At 68.6% G+C, this 26,628-nt stretch carries 30 protein-coding genes; 9 read left to right on the top strand and 21 right to left on the bottom strand.

What is annotated here, in order from left to right; genetic code table 11:
* Positions 1-109 precede the first annotated feature (109 nt).
* The 7 genes from KOF26_RS14555 to KOF26_RS14585 form a co-directional block, all read right to left on the bottom strand.
* Positions 110-415 carry a peroxiredoxin gene (locus KOF26_RS14555; protein ID WP_216326520.1) on the bottom strand — a complete coding sequence of 102 codons (306 nt, stop codon included), beginning with the start codon at positions 413-415 and terminating at the stop codon, positions 110-112.
* The gene (locus tag KOF26_RS14560) at positions 403-1,164 is read right to left on the bottom strand and encodes a HesA/MoeB/ThiF family protein (protein WP_216326876.1); all 762 of its coding nucleotides are present in this window, start codon (positions 1,162-1,164) and stop codon (positions 403-405) included. The genes KOF26_RS14555 and KOF26_RS14560 overlap by 13 nt, the downstream gene beginning before the upstream one ends.
* Before the next feature lie 4 nt (positions 1,165-1,168).
* Positions 1,169-1,468, bottom strand: a complete 300-nt coding sequence (locus tag KOF26_RS14565; RefSeq protein WP_216326524.1) for a UBP-type zinc finger domain-containing protein — start codon at positions 1,466-1,468, stop codon at positions 1,169-1,171.
* Between the two features lie 13 nt (positions 1,469-1,481).
* Entirely contained in the window at positions 1,482-1,922 is a 441-nt protein-coding gene (gene dut, locus KOF26_RS14570; protein ID WP_216326527.1) for a dUTP diphosphatase, read from the bottom strand.
* Positions 1,919-3,109: a bifunctional phosphopantothenoylcysteine decarboxylase/phosphopantothenate--cysteine ligase CoaBC gene (coaBC, locus tag KOF26_RS14575; protein WP_216326529.1), complete on the bottom strand. Its 1,191-nt coding sequence runs from the start codon at positions 3,107-3,109 to the stop codon at positions 1,919-1,921. Before coaBC ends, dut begins: the two co-directional genes overlap by 4 nt.
* Before the next feature lie 110 nt (positions 3,110-3,219).
* Positions 3,220-3,762 carry a rhodanese-like domain-containing protein gene (locus KOF26_RS14580; RefSeq protein ID WP_216326532.1) on the bottom strand — a complete coding sequence of 181 codons (543 nt, stop codon included), beginning with the start codon at positions 3,760-3,762 and terminating at the stop codon, positions 3,220-3,222.
* Positions 3,759-4,088 carry an ArsR/SmtB family transcription factor gene (locus KOF26_RS14585; protein WP_253201474.1) on the bottom strand — a complete coding sequence of 110 codons (330 nt, stop codon included), beginning with the start codon at positions 4,086-4,088 and terminating at the stop codon, positions 3,759-3,761. Before KOF26_RS14585 ends, KOF26_RS14580 begins: the two co-directional genes overlap by 4 nt.
* 105 nt (positions 4,089-4,193) lie before the next feature.
* On the opposite strand from KOF26_RS14585, the gene KOF26_RS14590 reads away from it, so the two are divergent.
* On the top strand, positions 4,194-5,231 hold the full coding sequence (locus tag KOF26_RS14590; protein ID WP_216326535.1) for a glycosyltransferase family 61 protein: 1,038 nt from the start codon (positions 4,194-4,196) through the stop codon (positions 5,229-5,231).
* Positions 5,232-5,261: 30 nt separating this feature from the next.
* Here KOF26_RS14590 and ubiB read toward each other — a convergent pair whose 3' ends face one another.
* Positions 5,262-6,794, bottom strand: coding sequence for a 2-polyprenylphenol 6-hydroxylase (ubiB, locus tag KOF26_RS14595; protein WP_216326538.1), 1,533 nt, complete (start codon positions 6,792-6,794; stop codon positions 5,262-5,264).
* A 10-nt stretch (positions 6,795-6,804) separates the two neighbouring features.
* A complete protein-coding gene (locus KOF26_RS14600) occupies positions 6,805-7,539 on the bottom strand; it encodes a class I SAM-dependent methyltransferase (RefSeq protein ID WP_216326541.1) in 735 nt (244 codons plus the stop codon).
* Between the two features lie 63 nt (positions 7,540-7,602).
* Here KOF26_RS14600 and mutM point away from each other — a divergent pair, with 63 nt between their 5' ends.
* The 3 genes from mutM (at position 7,603) to dnaA (ending at position 10,632) form a co-directional block, all read left to right on the top strand.
* Positions 7,603-8,418 (top strand): bifunctional DNA-formamidopyrimidine glycosylase/DNA-(apurinic or apyrimidinic site) lyase, encoded by an 816-nt coding sequence (mutM, locus tag KOF26_RS14605; protein WP_216326544.1) that lies wholly within the window; start codon positions 7,603-7,605, stop codon positions 8,416-8,418.
* A 103-nt stretch (positions 8,419-8,521) separates the two neighbouring features.
* Positions 8,522-8,785 carry a 30S ribosomal protein S20 gene (gene rpsT, locus KOF26_RS14610; protein ID WP_216326547.1) on the top strand — a complete coding sequence of 88 codons (264 nt, stop codon included), beginning with the start codon at positions 8,522-8,524 and terminating at the stop codon, positions 8,783-8,785.
* Positions 8,786-9,255: 470 nt separating this feature from the next.
* On the top strand, positions 9,256-10,632 hold the full coding sequence (gene dnaA / locus KOF26_RS14615; RefSeq protein ID WP_253201475.1) for a chromosomal replication initiator protein DnaA: 1,377 nt from the start codon (positions 9,256-9,258) through the stop codon (positions 10,630-10,632).
* A 470-nt stretch (positions 10,633-11,102) separates the two neighbouring features.
* Here the strand turns inward: dnaA and KOF26_RS14620 are convergent, their stop codons facing one another.
* From KOF26_RS14620 to secB, 4 genes are all read right to left on the bottom strand, one after another.
* Positions 11,103-11,780, bottom strand: coding sequence for a DUF4136 domain-containing protein (locus KOF26_RS14620; protein WP_216326553.1), 678 nt, complete (start codon positions 11,778-11,780; stop codon positions 11,103-11,105).
* Between the two features lie 109 nt (positions 11,781-11,889).
* Positions 11,890-12,903 (bottom strand): tryptophan--tRNA ligase, encoded by a 1,014-nt coding sequence (trpS, locus tag KOF26_RS14625; protein WP_216326557.1) that lies wholly within the window; start codon positions 12,901-12,903, stop codon positions 11,890-11,892.
* Positions 12,904-12,937: 34 nt separating this feature from the next.
* Positions 12,938-14,527 (bottom strand): murein biosynthesis integral membrane protein MurJ, encoded by a 1,590-nt coding sequence (murJ, locus tag KOF26_RS14630; RefSeq protein WP_216326559.1) that lies wholly within the window; start codon positions 14,525-14,527, stop codon positions 12,938-12,940.
* Between the two features lie 221 nt (positions 14,528-14,748).
* On the bottom strand, positions 14,749-15,246 hold the full coding sequence (gene secB / locus KOF26_RS14635) for a protein-export chaperone SecB (protein WP_216326563.1): 498 nt from the start codon (positions 15,244-15,246) through the stop codon (positions 14,749-14,751).
* Between the two features lie 186 nt (positions 15,247-15,432).
* Here secB and KOF26_RS14640 point away from each other — a divergent pair, with 186 nt between their 5' ends.
* The 4 genes from KOF26_RS14640 to KOF26_RS14655 all read left to right on the top strand — a co-directional run bounded on the left by KOF26_RS14640 (position 15,433) and on the right by KOF26_RS14655 (position 18,847).
* Entirely contained in the window at positions 15,433-16,080 is a 648-nt protein-coding gene (locus KOF26_RS14640; protein WP_216326881.1) for a Tim44/TimA family putative adaptor protein, read from the top strand.
* On the top strand, positions 16,077-17,324 hold the full coding sequence (mltA, locus tag KOF26_RS14645) for a murein transglycosylase A (protein ID WP_363182262.1): 1,248 nt from the start codon (positions 16,077-16,079) through the stop codon (positions 17,322-17,324). Before KOF26_RS14640 ends, mltA begins: the two co-directional genes overlap by 4 nt.
* Complete coding sequence (locus tag KOF26_RS14650) at positions 17,299-17,841, top strand: Smr/MutS family protein (RefSeq protein ID WP_216326566.1); 543 nt, start codon at positions 17,299-17,301, stop codon at positions 17,839-17,841. The genes mltA and KOF26_RS14650 overlap by 26 nt, the downstream gene beginning before the upstream one ends.
* A gap of 103 nt (positions 17,842-17,944) precedes the next feature.
* Positions 17,945-18,847, top strand: coding sequence for a GGDEF domain-containing protein (locus tag KOF26_RS14655; RefSeq protein ID WP_216326568.1), 903 nt, complete (start codon positions 17,945-17,947; stop codon positions 18,845-18,847).
* On the opposite strand, the gene dapE is transcribed toward KOF26_RS14655, so the two are convergent.
* Positions 18,811-19,944: a succinyl-diaminopimelate desuccinylase gene (dapE, locus tag KOF26_RS14660; RefSeq protein WP_216326571.1), complete on the bottom strand. Its 1,134-nt coding sequence runs from the start codon at positions 19,942-19,944 to the stop codon at positions 18,811-18,813. The genes KOF26_RS14655 and dapE overlap by 37 nt on opposite strands.
* Positions 19,945-20,103: 159 nt before the next feature.
* Here dapE and KOF26_RS14665 point away from each other — a divergent pair, with 159 nt between their 5' ends.
* The gene (locus tag KOF26_RS14665; protein WP_216326573.1) at positions 20,104-20,553 is read left to right on the top strand and encodes a cupin domain-containing protein; all 450 of its coding nucleotides are present in this window, start codon (positions 20,104-20,106) and stop codon (positions 20,551-20,553) included.
* Here KOF26_RS14665 and KOF26_RS14670 read toward each other — a convergent pair.
* The 7 genes from KOF26_RS14670 to yidD all read right to left on the bottom strand — a co-directional run bounded on the left by KOF26_RS14670 (position 20,547) and on the right by yidD (position 26,598).
* Entirely contained in the window at positions 20,547-20,918 is a 372-nt protein-coding gene (locus tag KOF26_RS14670; protein ID WP_216326575.1) for a CZB domain-containing protein, read from the bottom strand. The two genes, KOF26_RS14665 and KOF26_RS14670, sit on opposite strands and share 7 nt — an antisense overlap.
* A 114-nt stretch (positions 20,919-21,032) precedes the next feature.
* The gene (locus KOF26_RS17440) at positions 21,033-22,094 is read right to left on the bottom strand and encodes a methyl-accepting chemotaxis protein (RefSeq protein WP_216326576.1); all 1,062 of its coding nucleotides are present in this window, start codon (positions 22,092-22,094) and stop codon (positions 21,033-21,035) included.
* Between the two features lie 100 nt (positions 22,095-22,194).
* Positions 22,195-22,860 carry a glutathione S-transferase family protein gene (locus KOF26_RS14680; protein WP_216326578.1) on the bottom strand — a complete coding sequence of 222 codons (666 nt, stop codon included), beginning with the start codon at positions 22,858-22,860 and terminating at the stop codon, positions 22,195-22,197.
* Between the two features lie 71 nt (positions 22,861-22,931).
* Entirely contained in the window at positions 22,932-23,945 is a 1,014-nt protein-coding gene (locus tag KOF26_RS14685) for an SMP-30/gluconolactonase/LRE family protein (protein WP_216326580.1), read from the bottom strand.
* 53 nt (positions 23,946-23,998) lie between these two features.
* Entirely contained in the window at positions 23,999-24,649 is a 651-nt protein-coding gene (yihA, locus tag KOF26_RS14690; RefSeq protein WP_216326582.1) for a ribosome biogenesis GTP-binding protein YihA/YsxC, read from the bottom strand.
* Positions 24,646-26,355 (bottom strand): membrane protein insertase YidC, encoded by a 1,710-nt coding sequence (yidC, locus tag KOF26_RS14695; RefSeq protein WP_216326605.1) that lies wholly within the window; start codon positions 26,353-26,355, stop codon positions 24,646-24,648. Before yidC ends, yihA begins: the two co-directional genes overlap by 4 nt.
* 30 nt (positions 26,356-26,385) lie before the next feature.
* Positions 26,386-26,598, bottom strand: a complete 213-nt coding sequence (gene yidD / locus KOF26_RS14700) for a membrane protein insertion efficiency factor YidD (protein ID WP_216326887.1) — start codon at positions 26,596-26,598, stop codon at positions 26,386-26,388.
* Positions 26,599-26,628: the final 30 nt, after the last annotated feature.

Consider the following 26,628-nt stretch of genomic DNA (forward strand, 5'->3'; position numbering starts at 1 on the left):
CCTGAACTTGCTTCAGGGGCCACTGCGCCACCCCCTTTGGAGCTTGTGGCGCGGCGGGTGCTGGACCAGGTGCAGCATCAGTGTTGGAAGAAAGCGCGGCCGGCGCCGCTCAGGCCAGCAGCAGCCGGTCCTCGCCCAGCGACTGCAACACGCTGACCGGGCCGGCGGCGGCGATGCGCGGGTCGAGGGCGGCAAGGGACAGGCCCGCCTCGGCCAGCCCGGTCTGGCAGGCGAGCATTTCCACCCCGAGGCCGAGCGCCTCGGGAACGAGGGCGTGGCCGGTGCCCAGCGCGGTCACCGCCGCCCCTTGCGCGAATAGCCGCGCGCGGCCGCCAAGCGCCGCCTGGGCCATGGCCAGCGTCAGCGCGGCCTCCAGCCGCTCCGGCTCGACAAGGATGATCGTCAGTCCGCGCATCGGCAGCCGGGATCCTTGGGCAGCTCCAGCGTGCGGAAACGGAAGGCGAGCGCGTCGATCATCAGCAGGGTGCCGGCCGGATCGTCACCGAAGGGCACGATCGCGCGGATCGCCTCCAGCGCGGCGAGGCTGCCGAGCACGCCGGTAAGCGCGCCGATCACCCCCTGATCCGCGCAGCTCACTTCCGGCCGATCCGGATCATGACCGACGAGGCAGCGATAGCAGGGCTTGTCCGCCTCCCAGCCGCGAAACACGCCGAGCATGCCCTCGAACTGGCCGACCGCCGCCGAGACCAGCGGCACCCGGGCACGCAACGCCGCATCGGCAACGGTGAGTCGGGTGGCGAAATTGTCCGATCCGTCGATCACCACGTCGACGCCCTCCAGCAGGCGCGGCGCGTTGACCACGTCGGCCCGCTCTGGCACCGGCTCGAAACGGACATCGGGGTTGAGGCGCTGCACGGCGTTGGCGGCCATGGCGACCTTGGTCGCGCCGACGTCGCGGGTGGTGAACAGTGTCTGTCGCTGCAGGTTGGAAAGAGCGACGACATCGTCGTCGATCACCCGCAGTCGCCCGATCCCCGCCGCTGCCAGATACTGGATGACCGGCGAGCCGATGCCACCCGCGCCGATCACGGCGACGGTACCGGCGAGCAGCGCCTGCTGGCCGGCACCGCCAACTTCCTTGAGGACGATATGGCGGGCATAGCGATCGAGCTGGTCGTCGCGCAGCGGCTGGTCGGTGGTCAGGGGCTCAACCTTGATGTGCGGCAGGCCTGGGCGCCGGCTGGAAAAAGGCCTCGTCGACAAAGCACCAGCCCCAATCCTCGCCCTGTTCCAGGCTGCGGATGATCGGGTGTTCGGTCTCGTGGAAATGGGCGGTCGCGTGGCGATTGGGCGAATCGTCACAGCAGCCGACATGGCCGCATTCCAGACAGAGCCGCAAATGCACCCACCAGCCGCCGGTCTTCAGGCATTCGGCGCAGCCCTGCGGCGTCAGCGGCCGGACATCGCGGACCGAATCGAGGTGGGTGCAGGGAACGTCGCTGGCCATGCCCGATCCTACATCATCGACCGGTGGAGCCGAAGCCGCCGGCGCCGCGCTGGGTCTCGTCGAGCGTCTCCACCTCGGCGAGGTCGGCGCGCAGCACCGGGGCGGGGACGAGCTGGGCGATGCGCTCGCCGCGGCGGACCGCAAATGGCTCGGCGCCGAGATTGGCGAGGATCACCTTCACCTCGCCGCGATAGTCGCTGTCGATGGTGCCCGGCGTGTTGAGGCAGGTGATGCCATGTTTCAGCGCCAGCCCGGAGCGCGGGCGGACCTGCACCTCATGGCCCTCCGGGATCGCCACGGCAAAACCGGTGGCGACGGCGTGGCGGGCGCCGGGGGCGAGATCGACATCCTCGGCGGCGACCACGTCCATGCCGGCGGCGCCGGGGGTGGCATAGGCCGGCAGGGGCAGGCCCTGCCCATGGGGAAGGCGCTTCACGGCGATGCGGATGGTCATGAAAGGCTTTCGGTTATGCGGGCGACGAGGCGGGTGGCGGCGTCATCCTTGCGCATCGGCTGCCAATCCTCGATCCCGGCGGCGGTGACGAGATGGAGATGGGTATCGGCGCCGCCCATCACGTCACCCGACACGTCGTTGGCGACGATCCAGTCGGCGCCCTTGCGGGTCAGCTTCGCCTGGGCGTTGGCAAGGAGATCGTCGGTCTCGGCCGCGAAGCCGATGACGAGGCGGGGCCGCCGCGTGGCGTGGCGGGCGAGGCCGGCGAGGATGTCCGGATTCTCGACCAGTGACAAAGCGGGGGGCGTGCCATCCGCCGGTTTCTTGATCTTGGCGGCAGCGGCCTCGGCATGCCAGTCGGCGACGGCGGCGACCATCACCGCGGCGTCGGCGGGGAGCGCGGCCTCCACGGCGGCTGCCATCTCCAGCGCGGTCTCGACATCGACGCGGGTCACGCCGGGCGGCGTCGGCAGCGTCACCGGCCCGGAGACGAGCGTGACGCGCGCGCCCGCCCGCGCCGCCGCGGCGGCGATGGCATAGCCCTGCCTTCCGGACGAGCGATTGGCGATGTAGCGCACCGGGTCGATCGGCTCGTGGGTGGGGCCGGCGGTGATGAGGAGGTGGCGGCCGGCAAGCGGCCCACGGGTGGAGCCCAACGCCGCGGCGATCGCGGCGACGATCGCCTCCGGGTCCGGCAGACGCCCGGGGCCATATTCGCCGCACGCCATCGGGCCTTCGTCCGGCTCGATGACGGTGACGCCGTCGGCGCGGAGTTGCGCCACGTTGCGGCGGGTAGCGGGGTGCTGCCACATGCGCACATTCATCGCGGGGGCGGCAAGCACCGCGGTGTCGGTGGCGAGCAGCAGCGTGGTGGCGAGATCGTCGGCGATGCCGGCGGCCATGCGCGCGAGTAGATCCGCCGTCGCCGGGCAGATGACGATCAGGTCCGCCTCGCGGCTGAGGCGGATATGCCCCATCTCGGCCTCGTCCTTCAAATCCCACAGCGAGGTGTGGACCGGCTGCTCGGACAGCGCCGCGAAGGTCATCGGCTGGACGAAGTGCGTGGCCCCCTCGGTGAGCACGCATCGCACCACGGCGCCCTGCTTGCGGAGCAGGCGGATCAGCTCGCACGCCTTGTAGGCCGCGATCCCGCCGCCGACGATGAGGAGGATGCGCTTGCCGTTCATCCCCGCCTCCATGGCCCGGCCCGCGGCCCGAGTCGAGTGGGGCGAAGTCTACGAAGTCGACAATGTCCGATCGATCCCGCCGTCAAAGGAAAGCGGGACCGCCCGCGCCGTCATCGGTTCCACGGCGCCCGCGCCAGCAGCATCGCCATGCCGCACCAGCCGGTAAAGCCGGCAAAGGCGAGCATGAAGCCGAACAGGGCGGCAAGGTAGAAGCCCCAGCCGATCCCGGACAGGCCGGCCAGTGTCGCGGCGAGCACGAGCAGGCCGACGACGATCTGCACCTGTCGCATGATCGGGATCGCCGGGCCGGTGGCGCCCTCTGCGCGGACCACGGGGAGGCCGGAGGCGGTCCACCCCTCGATGCCGCCGAGCAGGTTGCGGATGTCGCGGCCGGCGCCATGGCCGGCGCGATCGGCGACGAGGCAGGCCTGGCCACCACGGCCGCCCTTGAGGCACTGAAAGATCAGGGTGCGGCCTTCCGGTATCCCCGTCTCCCCAAGCAGCGCATCGAGCTGGCCGAGCGGCATCGACAGCGCCCACGGGATATGGGCGGCGCGATACTCGTCCGGCTCGCGCACGTCGACGAGGACGGCATCGCCGTTGCGCAGCAGGGCGAGCGCGTTGACGGGGGTGATGGTGGCATCGCTGGTCATGACCGGTCCTTGCAGAAATGATCGGAGAGGAGTTGCATCACCGCCAGCGTCGCGGGGTGGCCGATGCGATAATGAAGAGTCCGGTGATCACGCCGGACCTCGACAATGCCTTCCTCTTTCAACTTGCCGAGATGCTGCGACATCGAGGACGGGCTGATGCCGGTGGCTGCGATCAGCGCACCGACATGAGCTTCCCCCTCGACGAGGACGCAGAGGATCTTGAGCCGTTGCGGGCTGGCCAGGCCCTTGAGGAAGGCGGCGGCCAGCGGCACCCGCTCGTTCATCGCGGCGATGCTGATGGAGGGGCGATCGGAACCGTTGGCCATGCGCCATCATAACGTATTTTCATTAATTCACAAATCTGTGAATTATTCTGCGATGACGGTTCTGCGCCGATGTTCAAGGCGCCGATCGGGCGTTAAGGGGCGAGGATGGCTGGCTTTCAGATCGCGGCGGCGACCATTCTCCGCTGGGCGCCGAATCTGCATTTTTCCGAGCGGGTGCGGCCGAACCCCGAGACCGACAAATTCGGCTATCGCGCCCCGGCCCGGATCGAGGCGCCGGCGATCATGCTCGGCGTGCCGCAACGGCTGATGGTCGCGGCTCCGTTCTTCGTGACGGTGGCGGAGCGGGGCGGGCTGGTCGCCGACTCCCTTTATCTCAACGCCGAATATGGCTGGTGCGACATGCTCCCCGCCGTGCCGTCGGTGCTGCGGCTGGCGGGGCGGACGACGCTGGTCTGCGGCAATCGCCCGTGGGCCAATCATTATCACTGGCTGTTCCAGTGCCTGGCTCCCGCGCTGGTCGCCGGGGAGGCCGGCATGGAGGACGACTTCGCGGTGCTGGTGCCGCCACTCGATGCGGTGAGGCGCGACAGTCTGGCGCTGTGCGGGATCGGCGCGCAGCGGATCGTGGAACTGCCGCCCGACGGGCTGGCGATGATCGAGCGGGGCGTGCATTCGCACCTTGTCACCGGCGAGTTCGCCTTTGCGCCGCATCCGGCGCTGATCGCCGCGTTGGAGCGGATGGGGCGTTCGGTGCCGCCATCGGCTTTTGCCGGCCGCAAAGTCTATGTCGCGCGCACTGACTCGTCGAACCGGCGGATGATCAACGAGGCGGCGCTATGCGTGGCGCTGGAGAGCCGCGGCTATGCGATCGTGCTGACCAGCGGCATGTCGCTGGCCGAGCAGATGGCGCTGTTCCGCGATGCGCGTACGATCGTCACCCCGCATGGCGCGGGGCTGACCAATATCGTGTTCGCTTCATCCGGCGAGGCAGGACCGACGGTCGTCGAGCTGCATCAGGAGAATTACCTCCATCTCGCCTTCCTGAAAATCTGTCAGGCGAAGGGCCTGCGCTATCATTCCGTCGTCAGCCCGATGATCGATGCCGGGTCTGATGGGCGCCATCACTCGACCTGGGCGGCGGACTTGCCGCTCGTGCTGAAGGTGGTGGACGGGCTGGGTTGATCTTCCCCGCCAACCGGGCGGGGGGGAGAGTCAGCCGAGCAGCGCCATCACCCCGGCGCCGGCGGCGGCGGCGAGGATGGCGATGCCGGCATAGCGTGCCCAGCGGCTGTGCTCGACCAAGCGTATCTCGGCGAGCGGCGGCGGCGGCGGGGCGCCGCCGGCCGGCGGGAAGCGCGCCTCGATCCGGCGCAGCAGATCGGGCAGGCGCAGCAGCAGCTTCACATCCTCGCGCAGCCGGTCCGCGACGAACGCCTCCGGACCCAGTTCCGAGCGCAGCCATTCGCGGACGAAGGGCTCGGCCGTCTCCCACATGTTGATGTCGGGATCGAGCGCGGTGGCGACGCCTTCCACCATCACCATCGTCTTTTGCAGCAGCAACAGATGCGGCTGCACCGGCATGTCGAAATCGCGGGTGATGGCGAACAGGCCGTCGAGCATCTGGCCGACCGAGATATCCTTCACCGGCAGGCCGCGGATCGGCTCGCCCACCGAGCGCAGCGCGGTGGTGAACTCGGCAATATTGTGATGCGAGGGCACGTATTGCGCCTCGAAATGGATTTCGGCGACGCGCGCATAATTGCCGGTGATAAGGCCGTGCAGGATCTCGGCGAGCCACAGGCGCGCGCGCCGGTCGATGCGGCCCATGATGCCGAAGTCGATCGCCGCGAGCCGGCCGTCGGGCAGCGCGAAGAGATTGCCCTGATGCATGTCGGCGTGGAAGAAGCCCTCGGCGATCGCCTGCCTCAGGAAGCTGCGCACCAGCGTCCGCGCCAACGCCGAGAGATCATGGCCGGCGGCAAGGAGGGCGGCACGGTCCGACAGCTTGATGCCGTCGATCCATTCGAGCGTAAGCACGCGCCGCGCGGTGCGTTGCCAGTCGATGGCGGGAACCATGAAACCGGGCTCGGCCGCGGCGCCCTCGGCAAGCTCGGACGCAGACGCGGCCTCGCGCCGGAGGTCCAGCTCGCGCGCGGTCCACTGGCGGAAGGTGGCGATCACCTGGCGCGGGCGCAGTCGCTCCAGTTCGCCGCCGAAGCGCTCGGCATGGGCAGCGGCCCATTCATAGGTCTCGACCGCCTGCGCCATGACATCCTCGATGCCTGGGCGCAGCACCTTCACCGCGACATGGGCGCCGTCCAGCGTCACGGCACGGTGGACCTGCGCGATCGAGGCGGCGCCGATCGGCTCCTCGTCGATGGAGGTGAAAATCTGGTCGAGCGGCTTTTCCAGCGCCGTCTCGATCGCGGCGCGGATCGTGGCGAAGGGCACCGGCGGGGCCTGATCCTGCAAGCGCAGCAGGTCGTGCGCCGCCTCGGGCCCGACCAGATCGGGGCGGGTGGCGAGCGCCTGGCCGAGCTTGATCGCGGCCGGGCCGATCGCCTCGAAGGCGTCGGCGTAACGCGGCGTCCTGGGCACGCGCGCGCCGATGCGAATGAACCGGATGAGCTGGCGCACGCGATTGGGCGTGAGCGGATCGGTCTCAATGCCGCGCAGCGCGCCGTGGCGGGCGAGCGTGCGCCCCCAGCGGCCGAGGCGAACCAGATGGACGACGGCGGATGTCATTGTCCGGCGATCAGATCTTCCAGCCGGAATGGATGGCGACGAGGCCGCCCAGCATCGGCTCCACCGAGGGGCGCACGAAGCCGGCGTCGGCGATCATGGCTTTGAACCGCTCCATGTCGGGGAAGCGGCGGATCGATTCGATCAGATAACGATAGCTCTCCTCGTCATGCGCCAGCAGCTTGCCGAGCCTGGGCACGAGATGATGCGAATAGCTGTCGTAAAGCTCGCGGAAGCCGGGCCACAGCGTCGTCGAGAATTCGAGGCAGAAAAAGCGGCCGCCGCGTTTCAGCACGCGGTGCGCCTCGGCCAGCGCCTTGTCGATATGGGTGACGTTGCGGATGCCGAACGCGATCGTATAGCCGTCGAAGCGGCGATCCTCGAAGGTCAGCGTCTCGGCATTCTGCTCGGACCAGACCAGCCCCTCGATATTGCGGCGGCGGGCGCGCTCCATGCCCACCTCCAGCATCGCGCCGTTGATGTCCGACACGGTGACGGCGGCGCCGCGCGCGGCCATGCGGAAGGCGATGTCGCCGGTGCCGCCGGCCATGTCGAGGATATGCTCGCCGGCGCGCGGGTTGACGCGGCGGACAAAGCGATCCTTCCACAGCCGATGCATGCCGCCGGACATGGCGTCGTTCATCAGGTCATAACGAGAGGCGACGCTGCGGAACACGGCGCCGACCCTCTCGGTCTTTTCCTCAGGCGTTACCTCGGCATAGCCGAAGGATACGGTTTCGCTGGTCATGGAACGCCCTATCGGGGGCGGCGGGCGGTTGCGCAAGCCCGGGGGGCGGGCTAGCGGCGGTTCATGCCGGAATTACCCGAGGTCGAGACGACGGTGCGCGGGCTGGAGCCTGTGCTGGAGGGCCATGTGCTCACCCATGTCGAGGCGCGGCGGGAGGACCTCAGGCGAGCCTTCCCGCCGGACCTGCGCCAGCGGCTGACGGGCGCGCGGGTGACCGGACTCGCCCGCCGGGCCAAATATGGGCTGATCGACACCGATCGCGGCGACACGATGATCTTCCATCTCGGCATGTCGGGGCGGTGGCGGGTCGACCCCGGCGAGCTGGGCGCGCACGACCATCTCCTGCTGGAGACGGAGGCGGGGCGGCGGCTGTCGCTCAACGACCCGCGGCGCTTCGGATCGGTCGACCTCGTCGAGACGGCGGCGCTGGCGGACTGGCCGGCGTTCCGCGCTCTCGGGCCGGAGCCGCTGGGGCCGGACTTCACCGGCGCCCATCTGCGCCGCGCCTTCGAAAAGCGCACGGCCCCGGTCAAGGTGCTGCTGCTGGACCAGCGGATCGTGGCGGGGCTGGGCAACATCTATGTCTGCGAGGCGCTGAACCTCGCCCGGATCAGCCCGACGCGGGCCGCCGGCACGATCACCCTGCCGCGGCTGGAACGGCTCGCCGAGGCGGTACGCGCGGTGCTCGTCTCGGCGATCGCGGCGGGCGGATCGACGCTGCGCGATTATGCCCGGCCCGACGGGGAGCTCGGCTATTTCTCCAAGCAGTTCCGCGTCTACGACCGGGAGGGCAAGCCCTGCCCATGCGGAAAGGGCATCGTGCGGCGGCGGGTGGATGCCGGGCGTTCCACCTATTATTGCCCGGCCTGCCAACGCTGAATCGTTGACGGCGGGCGCGCCGATATGTAATGGGCCGCCCTTGTCCGGTGCGGGATGCTTCCCGCGCCGTTTTCATTTTCGAATTCGAACCGAGGACGAGTGAATGGCGAACACGCCGCAGGCCAAAAAGCGCATCCGCCGCAACGACCGTCGCGCGGAGATCAACGGCAACCGGGTGAGCCGCATCCGTACCTTCATCAAGAAGGTGGAGACGGCGCTGACGACGGGCGACAAGACGGCCGCTGCCGCCGCCCTCGCCGCCGCCCAGCCGGAGCTGTTCCGTGGCGTTGCCAAGGGCGTGATCCACAAGAATACGGCCAGCCGGAAGTTCCAGCGCCTGTCCAAGCGAGTCGCAGCTCTCGCCTGACACGGAAGCGTAACGCGACAAGCGGCTTCGAGCCCGCGTGCCCCACGGCACGCGGGCTTTTATGACATTTTGGCCGGTGCGAGCTCTTCGCAAGAACCCATTGAAGTGACACGATTCGTGTTGCGATGCCCCCGCTGATGTGCGAATTCCTTGATCAAAATCAAAGGCATATCTACCCCCTGAGGGGGAGGCGGCGGGATTGCGTGTCAAGCCGCTTTATTTCGATTGTGTGACGTCCATTGGCCTTGATCGGCGGCCGTCGCCATCCCTAAAAGGATCGAACCACGGCGACGAATCGACGCCGTGAACAGCACCGAGACAGGCTTCGTCCCGGCCATGGCGCTTAGCGTTCTGGCCGTGGGGAAAGCGCGTCCTCGATAAAAATGGGCTCGCGTCGATCGGTGCGCGGACGGTTAGGGAGCGGACGGAGCGTGGGGCAGGCGACGGCATCGGCGATGATACAGGGGGCGATGTCCGAGTCCGATCCGGTGAGCCTCGCCTGGGCCGAGATTCGCGCCGGTCTGCGCCGCGACTGTGGCGCGCGTACCTTCGACGGCTGGCTGAAGCCGATCCGGTTGGCCGGCCATGACCTCGATGCCGGCGTGATCGAGCTGGTGCTGCCGTCGCAATTCATGGCGAGCTGGGTCGAGTCGAACTATGCCGAGCGTCTGGCCCTGGCGTGGCGGTCGATGCTGCCGGCGATCCGCCACGTCCATATCCGCGCCGGCGACGTGGCCGGCGACGCCGCAGCGCAGACGGCGCCGCTCGACATCCCCGCGACAGAGACCGCCGTCGCGCCCGAGCCGGAGCCGCAGGCCAATGGCGGCGCGGCGCTGGACGCGCGCTACACCTTCGACAATTTCGTCGTCGGCAAGGCCAATGACGTCGCCTACAACGCCGCGCGCACCGTCGCGGAGGGCGGCCAGCTCGCCTTCAATCCGTTGTTCTTCCATGGCGGCACCGGCCTCGGCAAAACCCATCTGATGCACGCCATCGGCCATGAATATCGCCGCCGCCATCCGGGCGCCGCGGTGATCTACATGTCGGCCGAGAAATTCATGTTCGAGTTCGTCTCGGCGATGCGCAGCAAGGATACGCTGGCGTTCAAGTCGCGGCTGCGCTCCGCCGACCTGCTGATGATCGACGATGTCCAGTTCATCGCCGGCAAGGATTCCACGCAGGAGGAATTCTTCCATACGATGAACGAGATCATCTCGGCCGGCAAAAGGCTGGTGATCTCGGCCGATCGCTCGCCGCAGGACCTCGAGGGTATCGAGGGCCGCATCCTGTCGCGCCTCAGCTGGGGGCTGGTGGCCGACGTCAACCCCGCCGATTTCGAGCTGCGCCTCGGCATCATCACCAAGAAGCTGGAAGGCATGCCGCAGGTCAGCGTGCCGCAGGATGTGGCGATGTTCCTGGCGCGCCGCATCCAGGCCAATGTCCGCGAGCTGGAAGGCGCGCTCAACCGCGTCATCGCTTATGCGATGCTGACCGGGCGGCCGATCGACGTCGATTTCGTGTCGGAGACGCTCGCCGATCAGCTGCGCGCCAGCACGCGACGGATCACCATCGACGAGATCCAGCGCAAGGTCTCGGATCATTTCTGCATCCGTCAGGCGGAGATGACGTCCGCCCGCCGCGCCCGCGAAGTGGCCCGCCCGCGCCAGATCGCCATGTATCTCGCCAAGCAGCTGACGCCGCGCTCGCTGCCGGAGATCGGCCGCCGCTTCGGTGGGCGCGATCACACCACGGTCATCCACGCCGTCCGCCAGATCGAGAAGCTCCGCAAGGCGGACGCCGAGATCGACGCCGATGTGCGCCTGCTGATGCGCCAGCTCGAGGGCTGAGCGGGGCGCCCGGCGCGGCACGGGGTGTTTCGATCACGAGGGTCGCGCGGACGTTTCGATTGATGTCGCTCCGGCGGCCTGCGCTCACGGTTGACGGCCCTCGGCGCGACGGGGTCGCTCAGGGCGAGCGGCTGTCACTTTCCCTCGTCGCGCTGAACCCGTCGACGGGCTGGTTCTGCTTCCACCTGATCGCAGGCCCCTGAGATAGTGGGGGGCGTGGACCCTGAACGAAGCTCGGGGTGACCGGGGACCCCGGGGTGGCCGGATGGTTTGCCCGCCCCGCCATGCTGAACTTGGTTCAGCATCCACCGGGCCACGGGCTCCGAAGATTGTGGGAGCGTGGACCCTGCCGGCTAGGCGGTACCCGGCGATTCGCTCGCCCGGCGGGTCGGAGCGTGGCGCCGGTCGCGCGCAAACGAAAAGGGCGGCCCTTGCGGAGCCGCCCTTTGCTCGGCCGGAAGAGCCCGCCGTCAGCCCTTGGGCTTGGGCGGGATGGTGATGCGGACCTCCTCGCCCGAGCGGCCGGGGAAGCCGGCGAACATCGCGTCGACAAGGTTTGGCACCAGCTCGGTCAACCGGTCATTGGCGGAACGGGCCTTGGCGTGGCCCTCGAACAGGCGCGCGCCATCGGCGGCACGGCTGATCCGCATGTCCAGGAAGCTGGTGTAATAGGTATAGCTGTCGATTTCGGTGCCGCCCCAGCCACCCCAGCCGGAGCCCCAGGCGCCCCAGCCGCCCGGATAGAAGGGACGATAGCCGCCCCAGCCGCCGAAACGGCCCCAGCGACCCCAGCCGCCGCCCCAGCCGCCACCATAGGGGCCGTAGAAGGGCGCAGGCCGGCTGACGATCTGCTGGCGGCCATTGTCGACGCCATAATCGAGCGCGACGACGAGCTGCGCGCCGTCCCGGCTTTCCGCCGGACGATAGCCATATTGGGTGAGCCGCTGGGACACGAGGCTGGCGTAGGTCTGGAATTCCAGCCCGCCCTGCATCTCCGCACTGCCCGCCTCGATGAAGAAGGTCTGGCCCTGGGCGGGCGGCAGCTGCTGGAAGCGCGCGACATCGGCCTTGAACGACGTGGCGCAGGCGCCCAGCGCCAGCATGGAGAGCGGAGCGGCTACGGCGAGAATGGATTTGCGGATCGACATGGGATGCGACCTTCTGGGCGGAGCGGCCCGGTTCTGGTTTCTTTTGGAAACCTTTAGCCGTGCGGCAATGAATGCTGCTTGAACGTTTCTGATAATGCGCGGGTTTCCCTCATCGCGATAGTCCGACGGCGCGATAGGCGCTGTCGAGCGTCGGGGCGGCTTCGGCACGCGCGCGAGTGGCGCCGACGTCGAGCAGGCGATCCAGCTCGGCGGGGTCGCCGGCGAACTGATCGAGCCGCGCCTTGATCGGCCGCAGCGTCTCGACGAGCAGCTCGGCCAGCGCCGGCTTGAACGCGCCGAAGCCCTGGCCGGCGAAGTCGCCGAGCACCTGTTCGACGGTCCGATCGGCCAGCGCGGCATAGATGCCGACGAGGTTGCGCGCCTCGGGCCGCTCGGCGAGGCCGGCGGGGTCGGCCGGCAACGGATCGGGATCGGTCTTGGCCTTGCGGACCTTGGCGGCGACGGTGTCGCTGTCGTCGGTGAGGTTGATGCGGCTCATGTCCGAGGGATCGGACTTGGACATCTTGGCGGTGCCGTCACGCAGCGACATGATCCGCGCCGCCGTCGGGGGGATGATCGGGTCGGGCAGGGGGAATAGCTCGACGTCGAAGTCGGTGTTGAACTTGGCGGCGACATCGCGGGCCAGCTCGAGATGCTGCTTCTGGTCGTCGCCGACCGGCACATGCGTGGCGCGGTAGAGCAGCACGTCGGCGGCCATCAGCACCGGATAGGTGTAGAGACCGACCGAGGCGCCTTCGCGATTCTTGCCCGCCTTGTCCTTGAACTGGGTCATGCGGTTGAGCCACCCGATGCGGGCGGTGCCGCTGAGCAGCCAGGTCAGCTCGGCATGGGCGGGCACGCGCGCCTGGTTGAACATCACCGCCTTGGCCGGATCAATGCCGGCCGCGAGCAGCGCGGCTGCCATCGACCGGACATTGGCGGCAAGCTCGGCCGGATCATTGTGCACGGTGATCGCGTGCAGGTCGGCGAGGAAGAAGAAGCAGTCGCCGCCCTCCGCTGCGACCTCGTCCTGCATGCGCACCCAGTTGCGGATCGCGCCGAGATAATTGCCGAGGTGAAGGTTGCCGGTGGGCTGGATGCCCGAGACGATGCGCTTGCTCATAATCCCCGCGCCTTGCGGGGCGCGGGCGGCGGCGTCAAGCGCGGCGGCGCCGCACCAGCGCCTTGAGTTCGCCGACGCGGAAGGCGCCGAGCAGGAAGGCGGCGCCGAAATAGATCGCCGCCGCCGGCCCGATCAGCGCGACGAGGCCGAGGACGCGATGCAGCACATGGCCGCGCATCAGCGGCGCCACCGCGGGATTGAGCAGGAACAGCGAGGCGGCCATCACCGCCGTCGCCGCGATCAGCCGCAGCGCCCGGCCCCGCAGGCGCGCGTCGAGCACGAGATCGCCGCGCCGCCGCAGCGTCCACCACAGCAGGCCGACATTCACCCACGCCGCGACCGAGGTCGACAGCGCCAGCCCGACATGGGCCAGCGGCCACACCAGAACCAGGTTGAGGACAAGGTTCACGGCCATGGCGGCGAGGGCGATGCGCACCGGCGTCCTGGTGTCGGCGCGAGCATAGAAGCCGGGCACCAGCACCTTGATGAGGATATAGGCCGGCAGACCGGAGGCGAAGGCGGTGAGCGCGGCGGCGCTCGCCACTGCGTCGGAATAGGTGAACACGCCATATTGCAGCGTGCCTTGGATCAGCGGCAGCGACGAGAACATCAGCCCGGCGAAGGCGGGGAGGGTGAGCAGCAGCACCAGCTCGATGGCTCGGTTCTGCGTATCGTTGGCGGCCGCCGCGTCGCCACTGCCGATGTGGCGGGAGAGGACCGGCAGGATCGCCGTGCCGACGCCGATGCCGATCATGCCCAGCGGCAGCTGGTTCAGCCGATCGGCATAATAGAGATAGCTGACCGAGCCCTGGGGCAGGAAGCGCGCGGCGAGCGTCGTCGAGATCAGCAGGTTGAACTGCACCGCCCCGGCGCCGAGCGCTGCCGGCCAGATCAGCTTGAGCAATTGCTTCACGTCCGGCGACAGGCGCGGCGCCCGCAGGCGCAGGGAGACGCCGGCGCGGCGGCAGGCCCAGATCAGCCAGCCGAGCTGCATCGCGCCCGACACGGTGACGGCGATCGCCTGGGTGCGCGCGGTATCGACGTCGCTATGGCCGCGGAAGAAGAGCAGGCCGGCGATCATGCAGATGTTGAGCAGGATCGGCGCGGCGGCGTTTACCCAGAAGCGGTCGACCGAATTGAGGATGCCGCCCAACAGCGACACCAGCGAGATGAGCATCAGATAGGGGAAGGTGATCCGCGTATATTCGACGGCGAGCGCGAGCTTGCCGCCCCCGTCGCCGGTGCCGCCTTCGGGGAAGCCGCCGGTCATCGCCCACACGATCGGGCCGGCGGCGAGCATCATCAGCGCGGTGAAGATGATCAGGAACGGCAGCAGCACCGAAAGCACCTGATCGGCGAAGCGGAGGGCGGCGGGCAGGCCGTCACGCCCCTGCCTTTGCTCCTGCCCCATGATGCGGCTGAACATCGGCACGAAGGCGGCGGAGAAGGCGCCCTCGGCAAACAGCGCACGAAACAGGTTGGGCAGCCGCCAGGCGATGAGGAAGGCGTCGGAGGCGAAGCCGGCGCCGACGAATCGCGCCATCAGCGTGTCGCGCGCGAAGCCGAGAATGCGGCTGACCAGAGTCAGTCCGCCGATCGTCATGGTGTTGCGGACGAGGCTCATCGGCGGAGGCGGGAATGATGAAACACGCGGCTGTCACCGATCGCTGGAGGATGTCCCCACCGTTCGTCCCGGGCAGGCATCGGCACCGTCGACGCCCCGCATAGAACGACGGCGCCAGCCGGCACCGTCCTTTCGATACGAGGCTTCGACACGCTCAGCCTCTGCTCAGGGCGAACGGGACCAGGATGCCCAGTTCCCATCCGCATCCGGCAAAGGCGCGCTTACGCCTCGCCCTGGACCTCGAACGTGCCGCCCTGCTCCTGCTGCTGCAGCTGGGCGAGGTAGAGCGCGGTGAAGTCGATCGGCTCCAGCATCAGCGGCGGGAAGCCGCCGTCGCGCACCGCGTCGGCGACGATGCGGCGCACGAACGGGAAGATCAGGCGCGGGGCCTCGGCGAACAGGAAGGGCTGGAGCTGCTCTTCCGGAACGTTACGCAGCGCGAACAGCGTGCCGTAGGTCAGCTCGACCTGGAACGCGGTCTGGGAGGCGGACACCGCCTTGATCTCGGCCTTCAGCACGACCTCGTAGACATCCTCGGCGACCTTGGTCGAGCCGAAGTTGAACTGGACGTCGATCTGCGGCTGCCCCTGCCACTGGTAGACGGCCGGCGCGTTCGGATTCTCGAACGAGAGATCCTTCACATATTGGGTGATGATGCCGACCTGGGGCGCGAAATCCTGCCCGTTGCCCTGCGCGTCGCCCGTGCCTTCATCGGCCATTTTCATTAACCCTCGATCATGTGAAAAGTCGGCCGCGCGCCTAGCAGGCGCCCCGGCCCGGGGCAATGGCATGAGCCATTCCGCACATCGCGACAAGGGTTTCTGGAACAAGCGACGTCGAGGTTATTTGAAACCAGCGGCCTAGTCGCCTATGTGGGTCGGTGCATCCGTCCGTCAGGAGCCATGGTGGTCACGATAGTCATCCTCGCAATGGTCGCCGCGTTCGTCGCGTTGCGTCTCTATACCGTGCTAGGCCGCCGCACCGGCCATGAGCAGCAGCCCTTGCCGCTCAAGCCGGTCGAGGATCGCGCCAGCGTCTCGCCGCCGCGCCAGATCGCCGAGGCGGTCGCGGCACCCGCGCCCGAGCAGATGATCGAGGCGCAGGCGCGCGAAGGGTTGCGTGCGATCGTCTCCGCCGATCCGTCGTTCGACGCCGGCCGTTTCCTGGAGGGCGCTAAGTCCGCCTATCGCATGACGCTCGAAGCGTTCTGGGCGGGGGACGAGGCGGCGCTGGCGCGGCTGTGCGACGAGGAGGTGCGCGCCGCCTTCGTCGAATCGATCGAGCAGCGCCGCGCCGACGGCCATGTCCTCGACAATCGTCTGGTGACGATCGAGAACGCCGCGATCCAGGATGCCCGCCTCTATGGCTCGACGGCGCTGGTGACGGTGCGCTTCGATGCCGACATCGCCGCCGTGACGCGCGACGCCGACGGCAATGTCGTCGCCGGATCGCTGACCGACGCGGTGCCGACGCACGATCTCTGGACGTTCAGCCGGCAGGTGAAGGCTGACGATCCCAACTGGGTGCTGGTCGAAACCGACGACGCGGCGTGATCGCGCCGCTCCGGGTTTCGCGCGGTCTCGGGCTGGGGGCGCTGCTCGCGCTCGCCGCCTGTGTCGGGCCGACTCGGCAGGGGCCGACGCCGCGCCCCGCGCCGACCCCGCCCCCCGCCCGCCCGCAGATCGCGGTGCCGGTCCCGCCCGCGCCCACCCCGGCCAACGCCGTCGCCGCGGGGCTGAAACCCGGACCTGCCTTTGCCTCCCTGCCGACGGGGCAGCGGCCGCTGTCGGCGGCGCTGACCGCGTTCCGCCTGTCCTGTCCGGCGCTGGTGCGCCGCAGCGATCCGTCCGGGCTGACCCGCCCGGCCGACTGGCAGCCGGCCTGCGATGCTTCGGTGAGTTGGCCCGACACTGACGCGCAGGCCTTCTTCGCGCGCTATTTCGAGACGGCGCAGGTGGGCGACGGGCGGCTGTTCGCAACCGGCTATTACGAGCCCGAGATCGCCGGATCGCGGGTGGCGGCGCCGGGTTTTGCGGTGCCGATCTACCGCAATCCCGGCGACATCATCGAAGTCGATCTCGGCCTGTGGTCGCAGGAGCTGAAGGGCCGGCGGGTACGCGGGCGAATCGAGCGCAACCGGCTGGTCCCCTATTACGAACGCGGGCAGATCGAGGACGGCGTGCTCGCCGGGCGCGGGCTTGAGCTGGCTTGGGCGGCCGACCCGGTGGAGCTGTTCTTCCTGGAGATCCAGGGCTCTGGACGGCTGCGCCTGCCGGACGGTTCGGTGATGCGGCTCGGCTTCGATGGGCAGAACGGCCGCGACTATGTCGGCATCGGCAGGCTGATGCGCGACCGCGGCCTGCTCGGGCCGGGCGAGACGAACATGCAAGGCATCATGGCGTGGCTGCGCGCCCACCCCGATGAAGGCCGCGCGATCATGCGCGAGAACAAGAGCTACGTGTTCTTCCGCGAGCTGACCGGCGCCGGGCCGATCGGGGCGATGGGCGTGGCGGTGACCGGCGGCAGCTCGGTGGCGGCGGACCCGGGCTTCGTACCCCTTGGCGCGCCGATCCTGCTCGACGCCGACCGGCCGGAAGCGAGCGGCCTGTGGATCGCGCAGGACACCGGGGGCGCGATCAAGGGCGCCAACCGGGTCGACACTTTCTGGGGCGCGGGCGCGGATGCGCGCACCATCGCGGGCGGCATGTCGGCGCGCGGGCAGGCGTGGCTGCTGCTGCCGATCGGAACGCTGGCGAGGCTGGGGTCAGGCAATGGTGCGGCGCCGCCTCGACCCTGAGGAACAGGCGCTATGGGCGAAGGTGGCCGGTACGGTGAAGCCGCTGCCCGGGCGGGTGGTGCCGCCGGTGCCGAGGCACGCCGTGGCGCCAGACCTGCCGGCCGTGCTCGCTCACGAACCGCAGCCGGCCCGGGAGCGCAAGGCCCCGCCACGCCCGGCGAAGCCGCCGGCGAACACGCTGGACGCGACCTGGGATCGCCGTCTCGGCCGGGGGCTTGCTGCCCCGGACATGACGCTCGACCTGCACGGCTACACGCTCGCCGCGGCTCATGCCGCGCTCGACGCGGGGCTTGCGCGGGCGGTGGCGCAGCAGGCGCGGCTGGTGCTGCTCGTCACCGGCCGGCCACCGCGCGGCGAGTGGCACCCGGACGTGCCGCGGAGAGGCGCGATCCGCGCGGCGATTGGCGACTGGCTGGGCAGCTCCCGCTTCGCCGACCGCATCGCCGCCGTGCGTGGCGCCCATCCGCGTCATGGCGGGGCGGGGGCGCTCTACATCGTCATGCGGCGGCCGCGTTAGCGGCGCAACACCATGGAAAGGCCGCCTCACTCCCCGCAATGGGGGGGAGGATTCCTTAAGACCTGCCGGCTATCCGGACGTTCGCTAAGCGGCGACGGGGATGATGGCGGCGGATCAATCACACAAGGGTCGGGCGCTGGCATTCGCCCTGGGCGCGGGCGCGCTCGCCTTTTTGCTGTGCGTGCTCGGCATGCTCGCGTGGCCCGGCCTGTCGGCGGAGGTCGATGAGGTCGCTGCGGCGCTCTCCGTATCGGTGATGTGCGGCGTGCTGAGCTGGGCCGCTGCCGAACGCGCGATCGCCGTCCATGCCGAGGCGATCGACGCCATTTCCGAGCGGCTCGAACAGGCTGCGGCGGGCGACATCGTCTCGCCAAGCCCGCCGGCCGTGGGCGTCGCCTGGCCCGGGGTGGCGGAAGCGCTGGACATGATGTTCGCGCGCATGCGCCGCAATCTCGACCGGGTGAACCGGCTGGCCTTCTATGACCCGGTAACGGGGCTGCCGAACCGAGCCCATTTCCGCGAGACCGCCGCCTGCGCCATCGAGGAGGCAGTGGCCGGCGGCGAGCGGCCGGCGTTGCTGTTCGTCGACCTCGACGGCTTCAAGCTGGTCAATGACCGGTTCGGTCATGCCGCCGGCGATCGCATGCTGGCGGAGATGGCGGCGCGGCTGCGCGAGGTGCTGATCGACAGGGACGGAGCGTTGCCGGCGCGGCTGGCGGGAGACGAGTTCATCATTCTGCTCACCGATGGCAACGCGGCGCTGGCGCTGGCCGAGGCGGTGGTGGAGGCGGCGAAGGCGCCGGCGACGATCGAGGGGCAGGCCGTCGCGATCGGCGCGTCGGTGGGGGTGGCGCTGTGGCCGGACCATGGCCGGACGCTGCCGGGGCTGATGGGCGCGGCCGACCGCGCGATGTATCAGGCCAAGGCCGCCGGCCGGGGGCGGGCCTGCCTGTTCGACGGGATCGTCGATCAGCCGGGCAGAACGCGACGGAGCAAGGCCGCGTAAATCCGCGCGAGCTGGCGCAGATCGTCGACGGCGACGGCCTCGTCCAGCTTGTGCATCGTCGCGTTGGGCAAGCCGAATTCGACCACCGGGCAGATGCGCGACAGGAAGCGCGCGTCGGAGGTGCCGCCGGTCGTGGACAGCTCGGCCACGAGGCCGGTGACCTCGGTGATCGCCTCGCCCAGCATGCCGGACAGCGCGCCCGGCGCGGTGAGGAATGACTCGCCGGAGATGCGCGCGGTGAGCGTGGCGCGCGGCGCCTCCTCCAGCAGGATGGCGCGCACCTGGTCGACCAGCGCCTCGCCGCTATGCATGTCGTTGAAGCGGATGTTGATGCGCGCAGTGGCGCGGGCGGGGATGACGTTGGCGGCGGGATTGCCGATGGCGATGTCGGTGATCTCGAGATTCGAAGGCTGGAACCATTCATTGCCGCGATCGAGCTCGAGCGCGCTGAGGCGGGCCAGCGCGCGCACCAGCCGCGGCGCGGGATTGTCGGCGAGATGTGGATAGGCGACATGGCCCTGCGTGCCCGGCACATCGATCCACATATTGACGGAGCCGCGCCGGCCGATCTTCATCATGTCGCCGAGCCGCGACTGCGAGGTCGGCTCGCCGACCAGGCACAGGTCCGGGTGCTGGCCGTTAGCGGCCATCCACGCGATCAGCGACCGGGTACCGTAGGTGGCCGGGCCTTCCTCGTCGCCGGTGATGATCAGGCTGACCGTGCCGGGATGGTCGCGCACTTCCGCGGCGGCGGCAACGAAGGCGGCAATGGCGCCCTTCATGTCCACCGCGCCGCGCCCGTAGAGCACGCCGTCCGCCACTGTCGCTGTGAACGGGTCACTCGCCCAGCCTTCGCCCGGCGGCACGACGTCGGTGTGGCCGGCGAAGGCTAAATGCGGCGCGCCGGCGCCGCGTACCGCGAAGAGATTCTCGATCGGCCCGTCCGGCGCCTCGCCTGCGGCGAAGCGGTGCACGGCAAAGCCGATGGCGGCGAGGGCCTCGGCGAGCACCGCCATCGCACCGCCGTCTGCGGGCGTGACGCTGGGGCAGGCGATAAGGCGGCCGGCGAGGTCGACCGGATCGATTGCGGCATTCATCCTGGCCCGTCCCCTTGGCGGGATTGAAAATGTCCGTTCGTCCTGGGTAGGAACCGAGCGAAGCCGAAGTACGCTGCTCCGACAGGCTCAGCAGCTACTGAGGGCGAGCGGCTCAATCAATACAGCAGATTCCGGGCCGATGCAGCGAATGGAGGGACAATGCCGAAGATCGATGTCGAGGCCGTGCCGCTGACCAACCGCACCGGCTATCCCGCGCCCTTCGCCGAGGCGGTGGCGGGGCGTTTCGTGCGCCGGCTGGGGCCGGCATCGGGGCTGAGCGAATTCGGGGCGAGCCACGTCACGCTCGAGCCCGGCGCCGCTTCCAGTCAGCGCCACTGGCACGAGGCCGAGGACGAGCTGGTGGTGATGCTGGCTGGCGAGGCGGTGCTGATCGACGATCGGGGCCGCACCGTGATGCGCCCGGGCGACGTCGCCGCATTCCCGAAGAATGACGGCAACGGCCATCACCTCGTCAACGAGAGCGGCCGCCCGTGCACCTTCGTGGCGATCGGCCGGGTGCCGGAGGGCGTCGCCCATTATCCCGACATCGACCTGGTGTTCGACGGGCCGACCGGCCGCTACCTCCACAAGGACGGCACGCCTTATTGAAGCTCGCCTTTCCATTTCATCAGCGCGCGCACCAGCTTCTCGGATTTTTCACTGAATTCGGTTTCGAACAGCGCACTCGCCTGGGTCTTGCGACCGTGGAGGGCATGGGCGAGGACATCGGCGGCGGTGACGTGAAACTCGGCGTGGAGCCGCTTCACCACCTTGTAGGGGAGGCCCCCCTTGGTGCCGGCGTCGATTTCCGGACTGTGATGCAGCCATTTGCCGAAGGCGCATTTGTCGTCGCAGCGCACTTCGGCGACGTTGGCGTCGCTGATCCCCGAGCTGATCGCGCTGCGCAGGCGCATCTTCCACAATCCATGCGCGCCGATCCCGTCGGCAATTCCCTTCACAAGATGGCTAGCCATGGCATTCATCCCGTTCGATGACGACATCGAACGCTAGCCCCGAAATCCTTGCATCGGATTAACGGTAGAAATGAATCTAACAGGGACACGAATGAATTAATACGACTGTCATTGTCAATGAAATCCGGCAGAGAGGCCGAGCATGCCGCGCCTCGCTTCCATCATCCGCGCCGCTTTTTCGGTGGCGCTGCGCGTGTCCCCGGCCAGCTTCTTGACCTCGCTGGCGACGACCGCGAAGCCGCGGCTGGCATCGCCGCCGCGCGCCGCCTCGATGGTCGCGTTGATGGCCAGCAGGCGGGTCTGGGTGGCGATGCCGCCGATGGTGGTGACGATCGCAGCGAGCTGTTCCATCGTCTCTTCCAGATCGGAGGTGCGGGCTTCGAGCTGGCGCTGGAGGTTGCGTCCTTCCTCAAGCCGGGTCTGCACCTCCTGCTCCAGGCGGACCTGCTGGGTGACGTCGCTGGCGATCTTCATCACCGCGCGCGGGTGGCCGTCCGTGTCGAGGAGGGGGTTGTAAGTCGCCTGGATCCACACATCGCCCCCGTCGCGGCCGCGGCGCAGATAGCGGCCCGAGGCGAACTGGCCGCGCCCCAGCCCTTCCCAGAAATCATGATATTCCATCGACTCGGCAAAGGCCGGCGAGCAGAGCACCGAATGGTGGCGCCCGATCAGCTCGTCCCAGCGATAGCCGAAGGCGCGGACGAAATTGTCGTTCACGTCGAGGATCATGCCGTCCAGCGAGAATTCGGCGACCGCCTGGGACCGCGAGATGGCGTTGATGCGGCCTTCGAACTCGGCGTTTCTCTCGCGGGAATCGGTGACGTCGAGGGCGAGCTTCAGGATCTTGCAGGGCTGGCCCCCGGCATCGAGGATCGGGTTATAGGTGGCGCGCAGCCATACTTCCCGGCCGTCGCTGGTCAGGCGCTTGTAGATGCCGCTGTCGAACTCGCCCCGGGCGAGCTTGTCCCAGAAGGCGGCATGGGCCGACGAGGCGGCATGGCCGGCCGGGCAGAACATCGCGTGCGGGGCGCCCTCAATCTCGTCGAGCCTGTAGCCCATCATGTCGAGGAAGGCGTCGTTTGCCCACAGCACCTTGCCGTCGAGGGCGAATTCAATGACCGGCTGGGAGCGGCAGACCGCCTGCCAGACCGCTTCCCCCATGTCCTCGCGCACCATGTCCCGCTCCGTCGCCCTCCCCAGAAAAAGGGTTAAACGGCGTTCGTAAACATATCCGTAATGGTGCCGATTCCGCGTGATCTGCGTGGAGCGCCCTGCGCTATTTTGCCGGCACCTCGAACTTCTCGATCACCCACGGCTCTTCCTGGGCGGCGGCGATCCATTCGCGGACGAACGGATGGTCGATCACCGCCGCGCCATAGGCGGCGGCAAAGCGCGGCACCGGGATGGCATAGGTGAGCAGGCGGGTCACCACCGGCGCGAACATGATGTCCACCGCGCCGAAATCCCCGAACAGGAAATCACCCGATCCCCCCCAGCGCGACCGCGCCTCGGCCCACAGCTCGACGATGCGGGTGACGTCGCGCTGGGTGCCTTCCGACAATTCGGCCGGCGGATAGCGGCGGCGCACGTTCATGCCATGCTCACGGCGCAGCGTCGCGAAGCCGGAATGCATCTCCGCCGCCATCGAGCGCGCCGCAGCGCGGGCGGCGGCGTCGGCGGGCCAGAAGCGATCGTCGCTGGATTGCTCGGCGAGATATTCGATGATCGCCATGCTGTCCCACACGACGATGTCGCCATCCCACAGGATCGGCACCTTGCCCGAGGACGGCGCGAACTCGTCGCCCTGGCGGCGCTTGTCCCAATCCTCGTCATAGAGGGGGACGACGATCTCCTCGAATTCGACGCCGGATTGCCGGACGGCGAGCCAGCCCCGCATCGACCAGGAGGAATAGGCCTTGTTGCCGATGATGAGCTTCAACATGGGCGCGGGATAGCCGGGCAGGCTTGAGCCGGCAACCGCATCTCCCGGCAGTATCAGATTCTGGGTCGGGATCACATCGGGATCTTGCGCGCCTTGACCGGGATGCGAGCGACCTTCGCCACCGAAGTGATGTAGAGATAGCCATCGGCGCCGAACTCGCAATTGGAGATCGACCCGTCGAGACGCACGATACCGAGGCGGCGGCCCTGCGGATTGATGATGCTGAGCCCGTCGCGGCTCGACGTCCAGAGATTGCCGGCGGCGTCGATCTTCATGCCGTCCGCGCCGGGGCGCATGCCCTGCGCGGCAAGATCGATGAACGGCCGCTGCGAGACGGAGCGGCCCTGCGCGTCGAGCTTGTGCGCCACCCAGCCGATCTGCCCGTCGGTATGATAGAGGGTGCCGCCGTCGGGCGACAGGGCGATGCCGTTGGGTCGCGCGTCGCGGGTGACCAGGCTGACCTTGCCGTCGCGGCCGAGCCGGAAGACACCGGTAAAGTCCAGTTCGCGCAGCGGCGAATTGGCGCCGCCGGCCAGGCCAGCCGGCGGATCGGTGAAGAACATCGCGCCGTCCGCGGGCGAGATGACGACGTCGTTGGGGCTGTTGAAGCGCTTGCCCTCGAAACGATCCGCCAGCACCGTGCGGCGCCGGGTGACGAGATCAATGCGGACGATGGCGCGGTTGCCGCTGTCCGCAGCGATGATCGCCCCCGGGGCGAGGGCGAGACCGTTGGTCCCCGGCTCGGCAAGACCAGCGGTAGCGGCGTCCGCCTGATAGCCGGAGGGGGCGAGCCACGCGGACTTGCCCTCGCGCGCCGTCCAGCGGCTGATGCCGTTGGCGCGCGGATCGGACACGTAGAGCGCGCCGCGGGCGTCACCGACCCATAGCGGACCCTCGCTCCAGTTGAACCCGTCCATGATGATTTCGGCCTGCGCAGCCGGATCGATCAGCGCATCGAGCGCCGGGTCGAGCCGCTCGACCCGGCCATAGGCGGGCGAGGCGATCGCCTGCGCGAAAAGCGGCGAGGCGAGGGCGGTCGTGACCCCCGCGAGGATTGCGCGGCGGGCGAGGAGGGGCTGGTCCATCGACAGTCTTCCTGACAGGGCGGAGCCTGGGGACTGTATACAGACGAGCCTGCCTAGTCGATCGCCTCCAGCACGGCGGCTCTCAATTCCGGAATTCCTTCGCCGGTTTCGGCAGAGGTGGCCATGATCTCCGGATGAGCGGCGACATGTTTGCGCGCCTCGCCCTCGGTGGCGGCGCGCATCGCGGCGAGCGCGCTCGGCTTGATCTTGTCCGCCTTGGTGAGAACGAGGCGATAGGAGACGGCGGCCTTGTCCAGCATTTCCATCAGCTCGTGATCGACCTCCTTGAGGCCGTGACGGCTGTCGACCAGCACCAGCACGCGGCGCAGCACGGCGCGGCCGCGCAGATAGTCGTTCACCAGGAATTTCCAGCGGCGCACCATATCCTTCGGCGCGCGGGCAAAGCCGTAGCCCGGCATGTCGACGAGCCGAAAACGCAGCGGATCGCCGACGTCGAAGAAGTTCAGCTCCTGCGTGCGACCAGGGGTGTTGGATGTGCGGGCGAGCCCGCTCCGGCCGGTCAGCGCGTTGAGCAGCGAGGACTTGCCGACGTTGGAGCGGCCGGCAAAGGCCACCTCGCGGACCACCGGGTCCGGCAGGAAATTCAGCGACGGCGCCGATTTCAGGAAGCCGACGGGGCCGGCAAAGAGCTTGCGCGCGGCCTCGATCGCGGCGGTGCGCGCATCCTCCTCCTCGGGCGTCACGGCGTCGTCGCCTCGGCGGTGCTGAGCTGCGGCATGCGCGAATAGAGCCACTTCTGCTGCAGGATGGTGAGGACGTTGGACATCGTCCAGTAGAGGACCAGCCCGGCCGCATAGGTGCCCATGATGAACATCATCATCCACGGCATGATCGCGAAGATCTGCTTCTGGGTATCGTCCATCGGCGTCGGGTTGAGCTTGAATTGCAGCCACATCGAGATGCCGAGGAACACCGGCAGCACGCCGATCGCGAAGAAATGCGGCACCGCGAAGTTGAGATAGCCGAAGCCGTTGAGGATCGTCGCCGGATCGGGCGCGGACAGATCGTGGATCCAGCCGACAAAGGGCTGGTGGCGCATTTCGATCGTCACCAGCAGCACCTTGTAGAGCGCGTAGAAGATCGGGATCTGCAACAGGGTGGGAAGGCAACCGGCGATCGGATTGACCTTGGCCTCCTGATAAAGCTTCAGCATCTCCTGCTGCAGCTTCGGCTTGTCGTCCTTGTAGCGCTCCTGCAGCGCCTTCATCTTCGGCTGGATGATGCGCATGCCGGCCATCGAGCGGAACTGCTTCTGCGCGATCGGGAACATCACGCCGCGCACGACGATGGTCAGCAGCATGATCGCCACGCCGAAATTGCCGACCATGCGGAACAGCCAGTCGAGCAGGAAGAAGATCGGCTTTTCGAGGATCTCGAACCAGCCCCAGTCGATGGCGCCGTCGAAGCGGGTGACACCGGCCTCGTTCTGATAGCGGCGCAGCAGCTTCACTTCCTTGGCGCCAGCGAACAGACGGACCTGGGTGGTGGTGGCGGTGCGCGGCTGCACGACCTGCGTCGGATAGGCGGCATCGGCCTGAAAGCGGTCGCCGGCCGAGCCGCGGAAGCCGCCGTCCCACTTCGCCGCGGCCGGCGGGGAGAGGGCGGCCAGCCAATATTTGTCGGTGAAGCCGATCCAGCCGCCCGTCGAGGTGAAACGCGGCGCCTCGCCGGCGGTCAGATCCTTGAAATCGACCTTGTAGTTGGTGACGCCGTCAAATGTGCCGATCGGCCCGGTGTGGATCGTCCAGCCGGACGGGTCCTTGGAGATGCCGGTGCGGTTGACCAGCGAGAAGGGCGTCACCGCCACCGCGCCGGCGCCGGCGTTAACGACGCGCTGGGTGACGGTGAACAGGAAATCCCTGTCGACTGCGAACATCAGCTCGAAGCGCTGGCCCTGGCCATTGTCCCAGCTCAGCGTCACCGGGGTTTCCGGGGTCAGCTTCGGCGCAGAGGCGGTCCACAGCGTATTGGCGTCCGGCACGCGGACATTCTGCCCGGTCCAGCCGAACTGGGCGAAATAGGCTTCACCCGCGCCCGACGGCGAGAACAGGCGCACGGGCAGCGAATTCTTGGCGAGCGTCTCCTTATAGTCGGACATCACCAGATCATCGATGCGCGCGCCCTTCAGGTTCAGCGTGCCGGCGAGGCGCGGCGTGGCGATCGCCACGCGCGGGCTCTCGGCGAGCACGACGGCGCGGGCGCGCACCACCGCCGGCGCGCTGCCGGTCGGGCTGGCGTTGGGATCGGGCAGCGGCACCGACTTGCCCTTGACGACCTGGGTCGTCGGCTTGGTCGCCGTCGGCAGCACCCGGTCGGAGACGAGGCTCCATCCGAACAGCACGAGCGCGGAGAGGATGAGCGCGATGATCAGGTTGCGCTGTTCAGACACGGGGCCTTGATTCCTTCGGTGAGCGGCGCGTCATGGCACGGGATCGTGGCCGCAGCCACCCCAAGGCTGGCAACGCAGCAGCCGGTGCGCGGCAAGATAGCTGCCCCGGAACAGGCCGTGGCGGCGCCACGCCTCGATCGCGTAGGCAGAGCAGGAGGGCGAGAAACGGCAGGACGGCGGCAGGATGCGCGACGGCCCGAGCTGCCACAACCGGGCAAGCAGGATCAGCGGCAGGACGAGCAGATTTCTGGGGACGGAGCGATCATCGCCCCT

Origin of the sequence: Sphingomonas quercus, assembly GCF_018863195.1 — a bacterium.
Taxonomy (GTDB): Bacteria; Pseudomonadota; Alphaproteobacteria; order Sphingomonadales; family Sphingomonadaceae; genus Solisphingomonas; species Solisphingomonas quercus.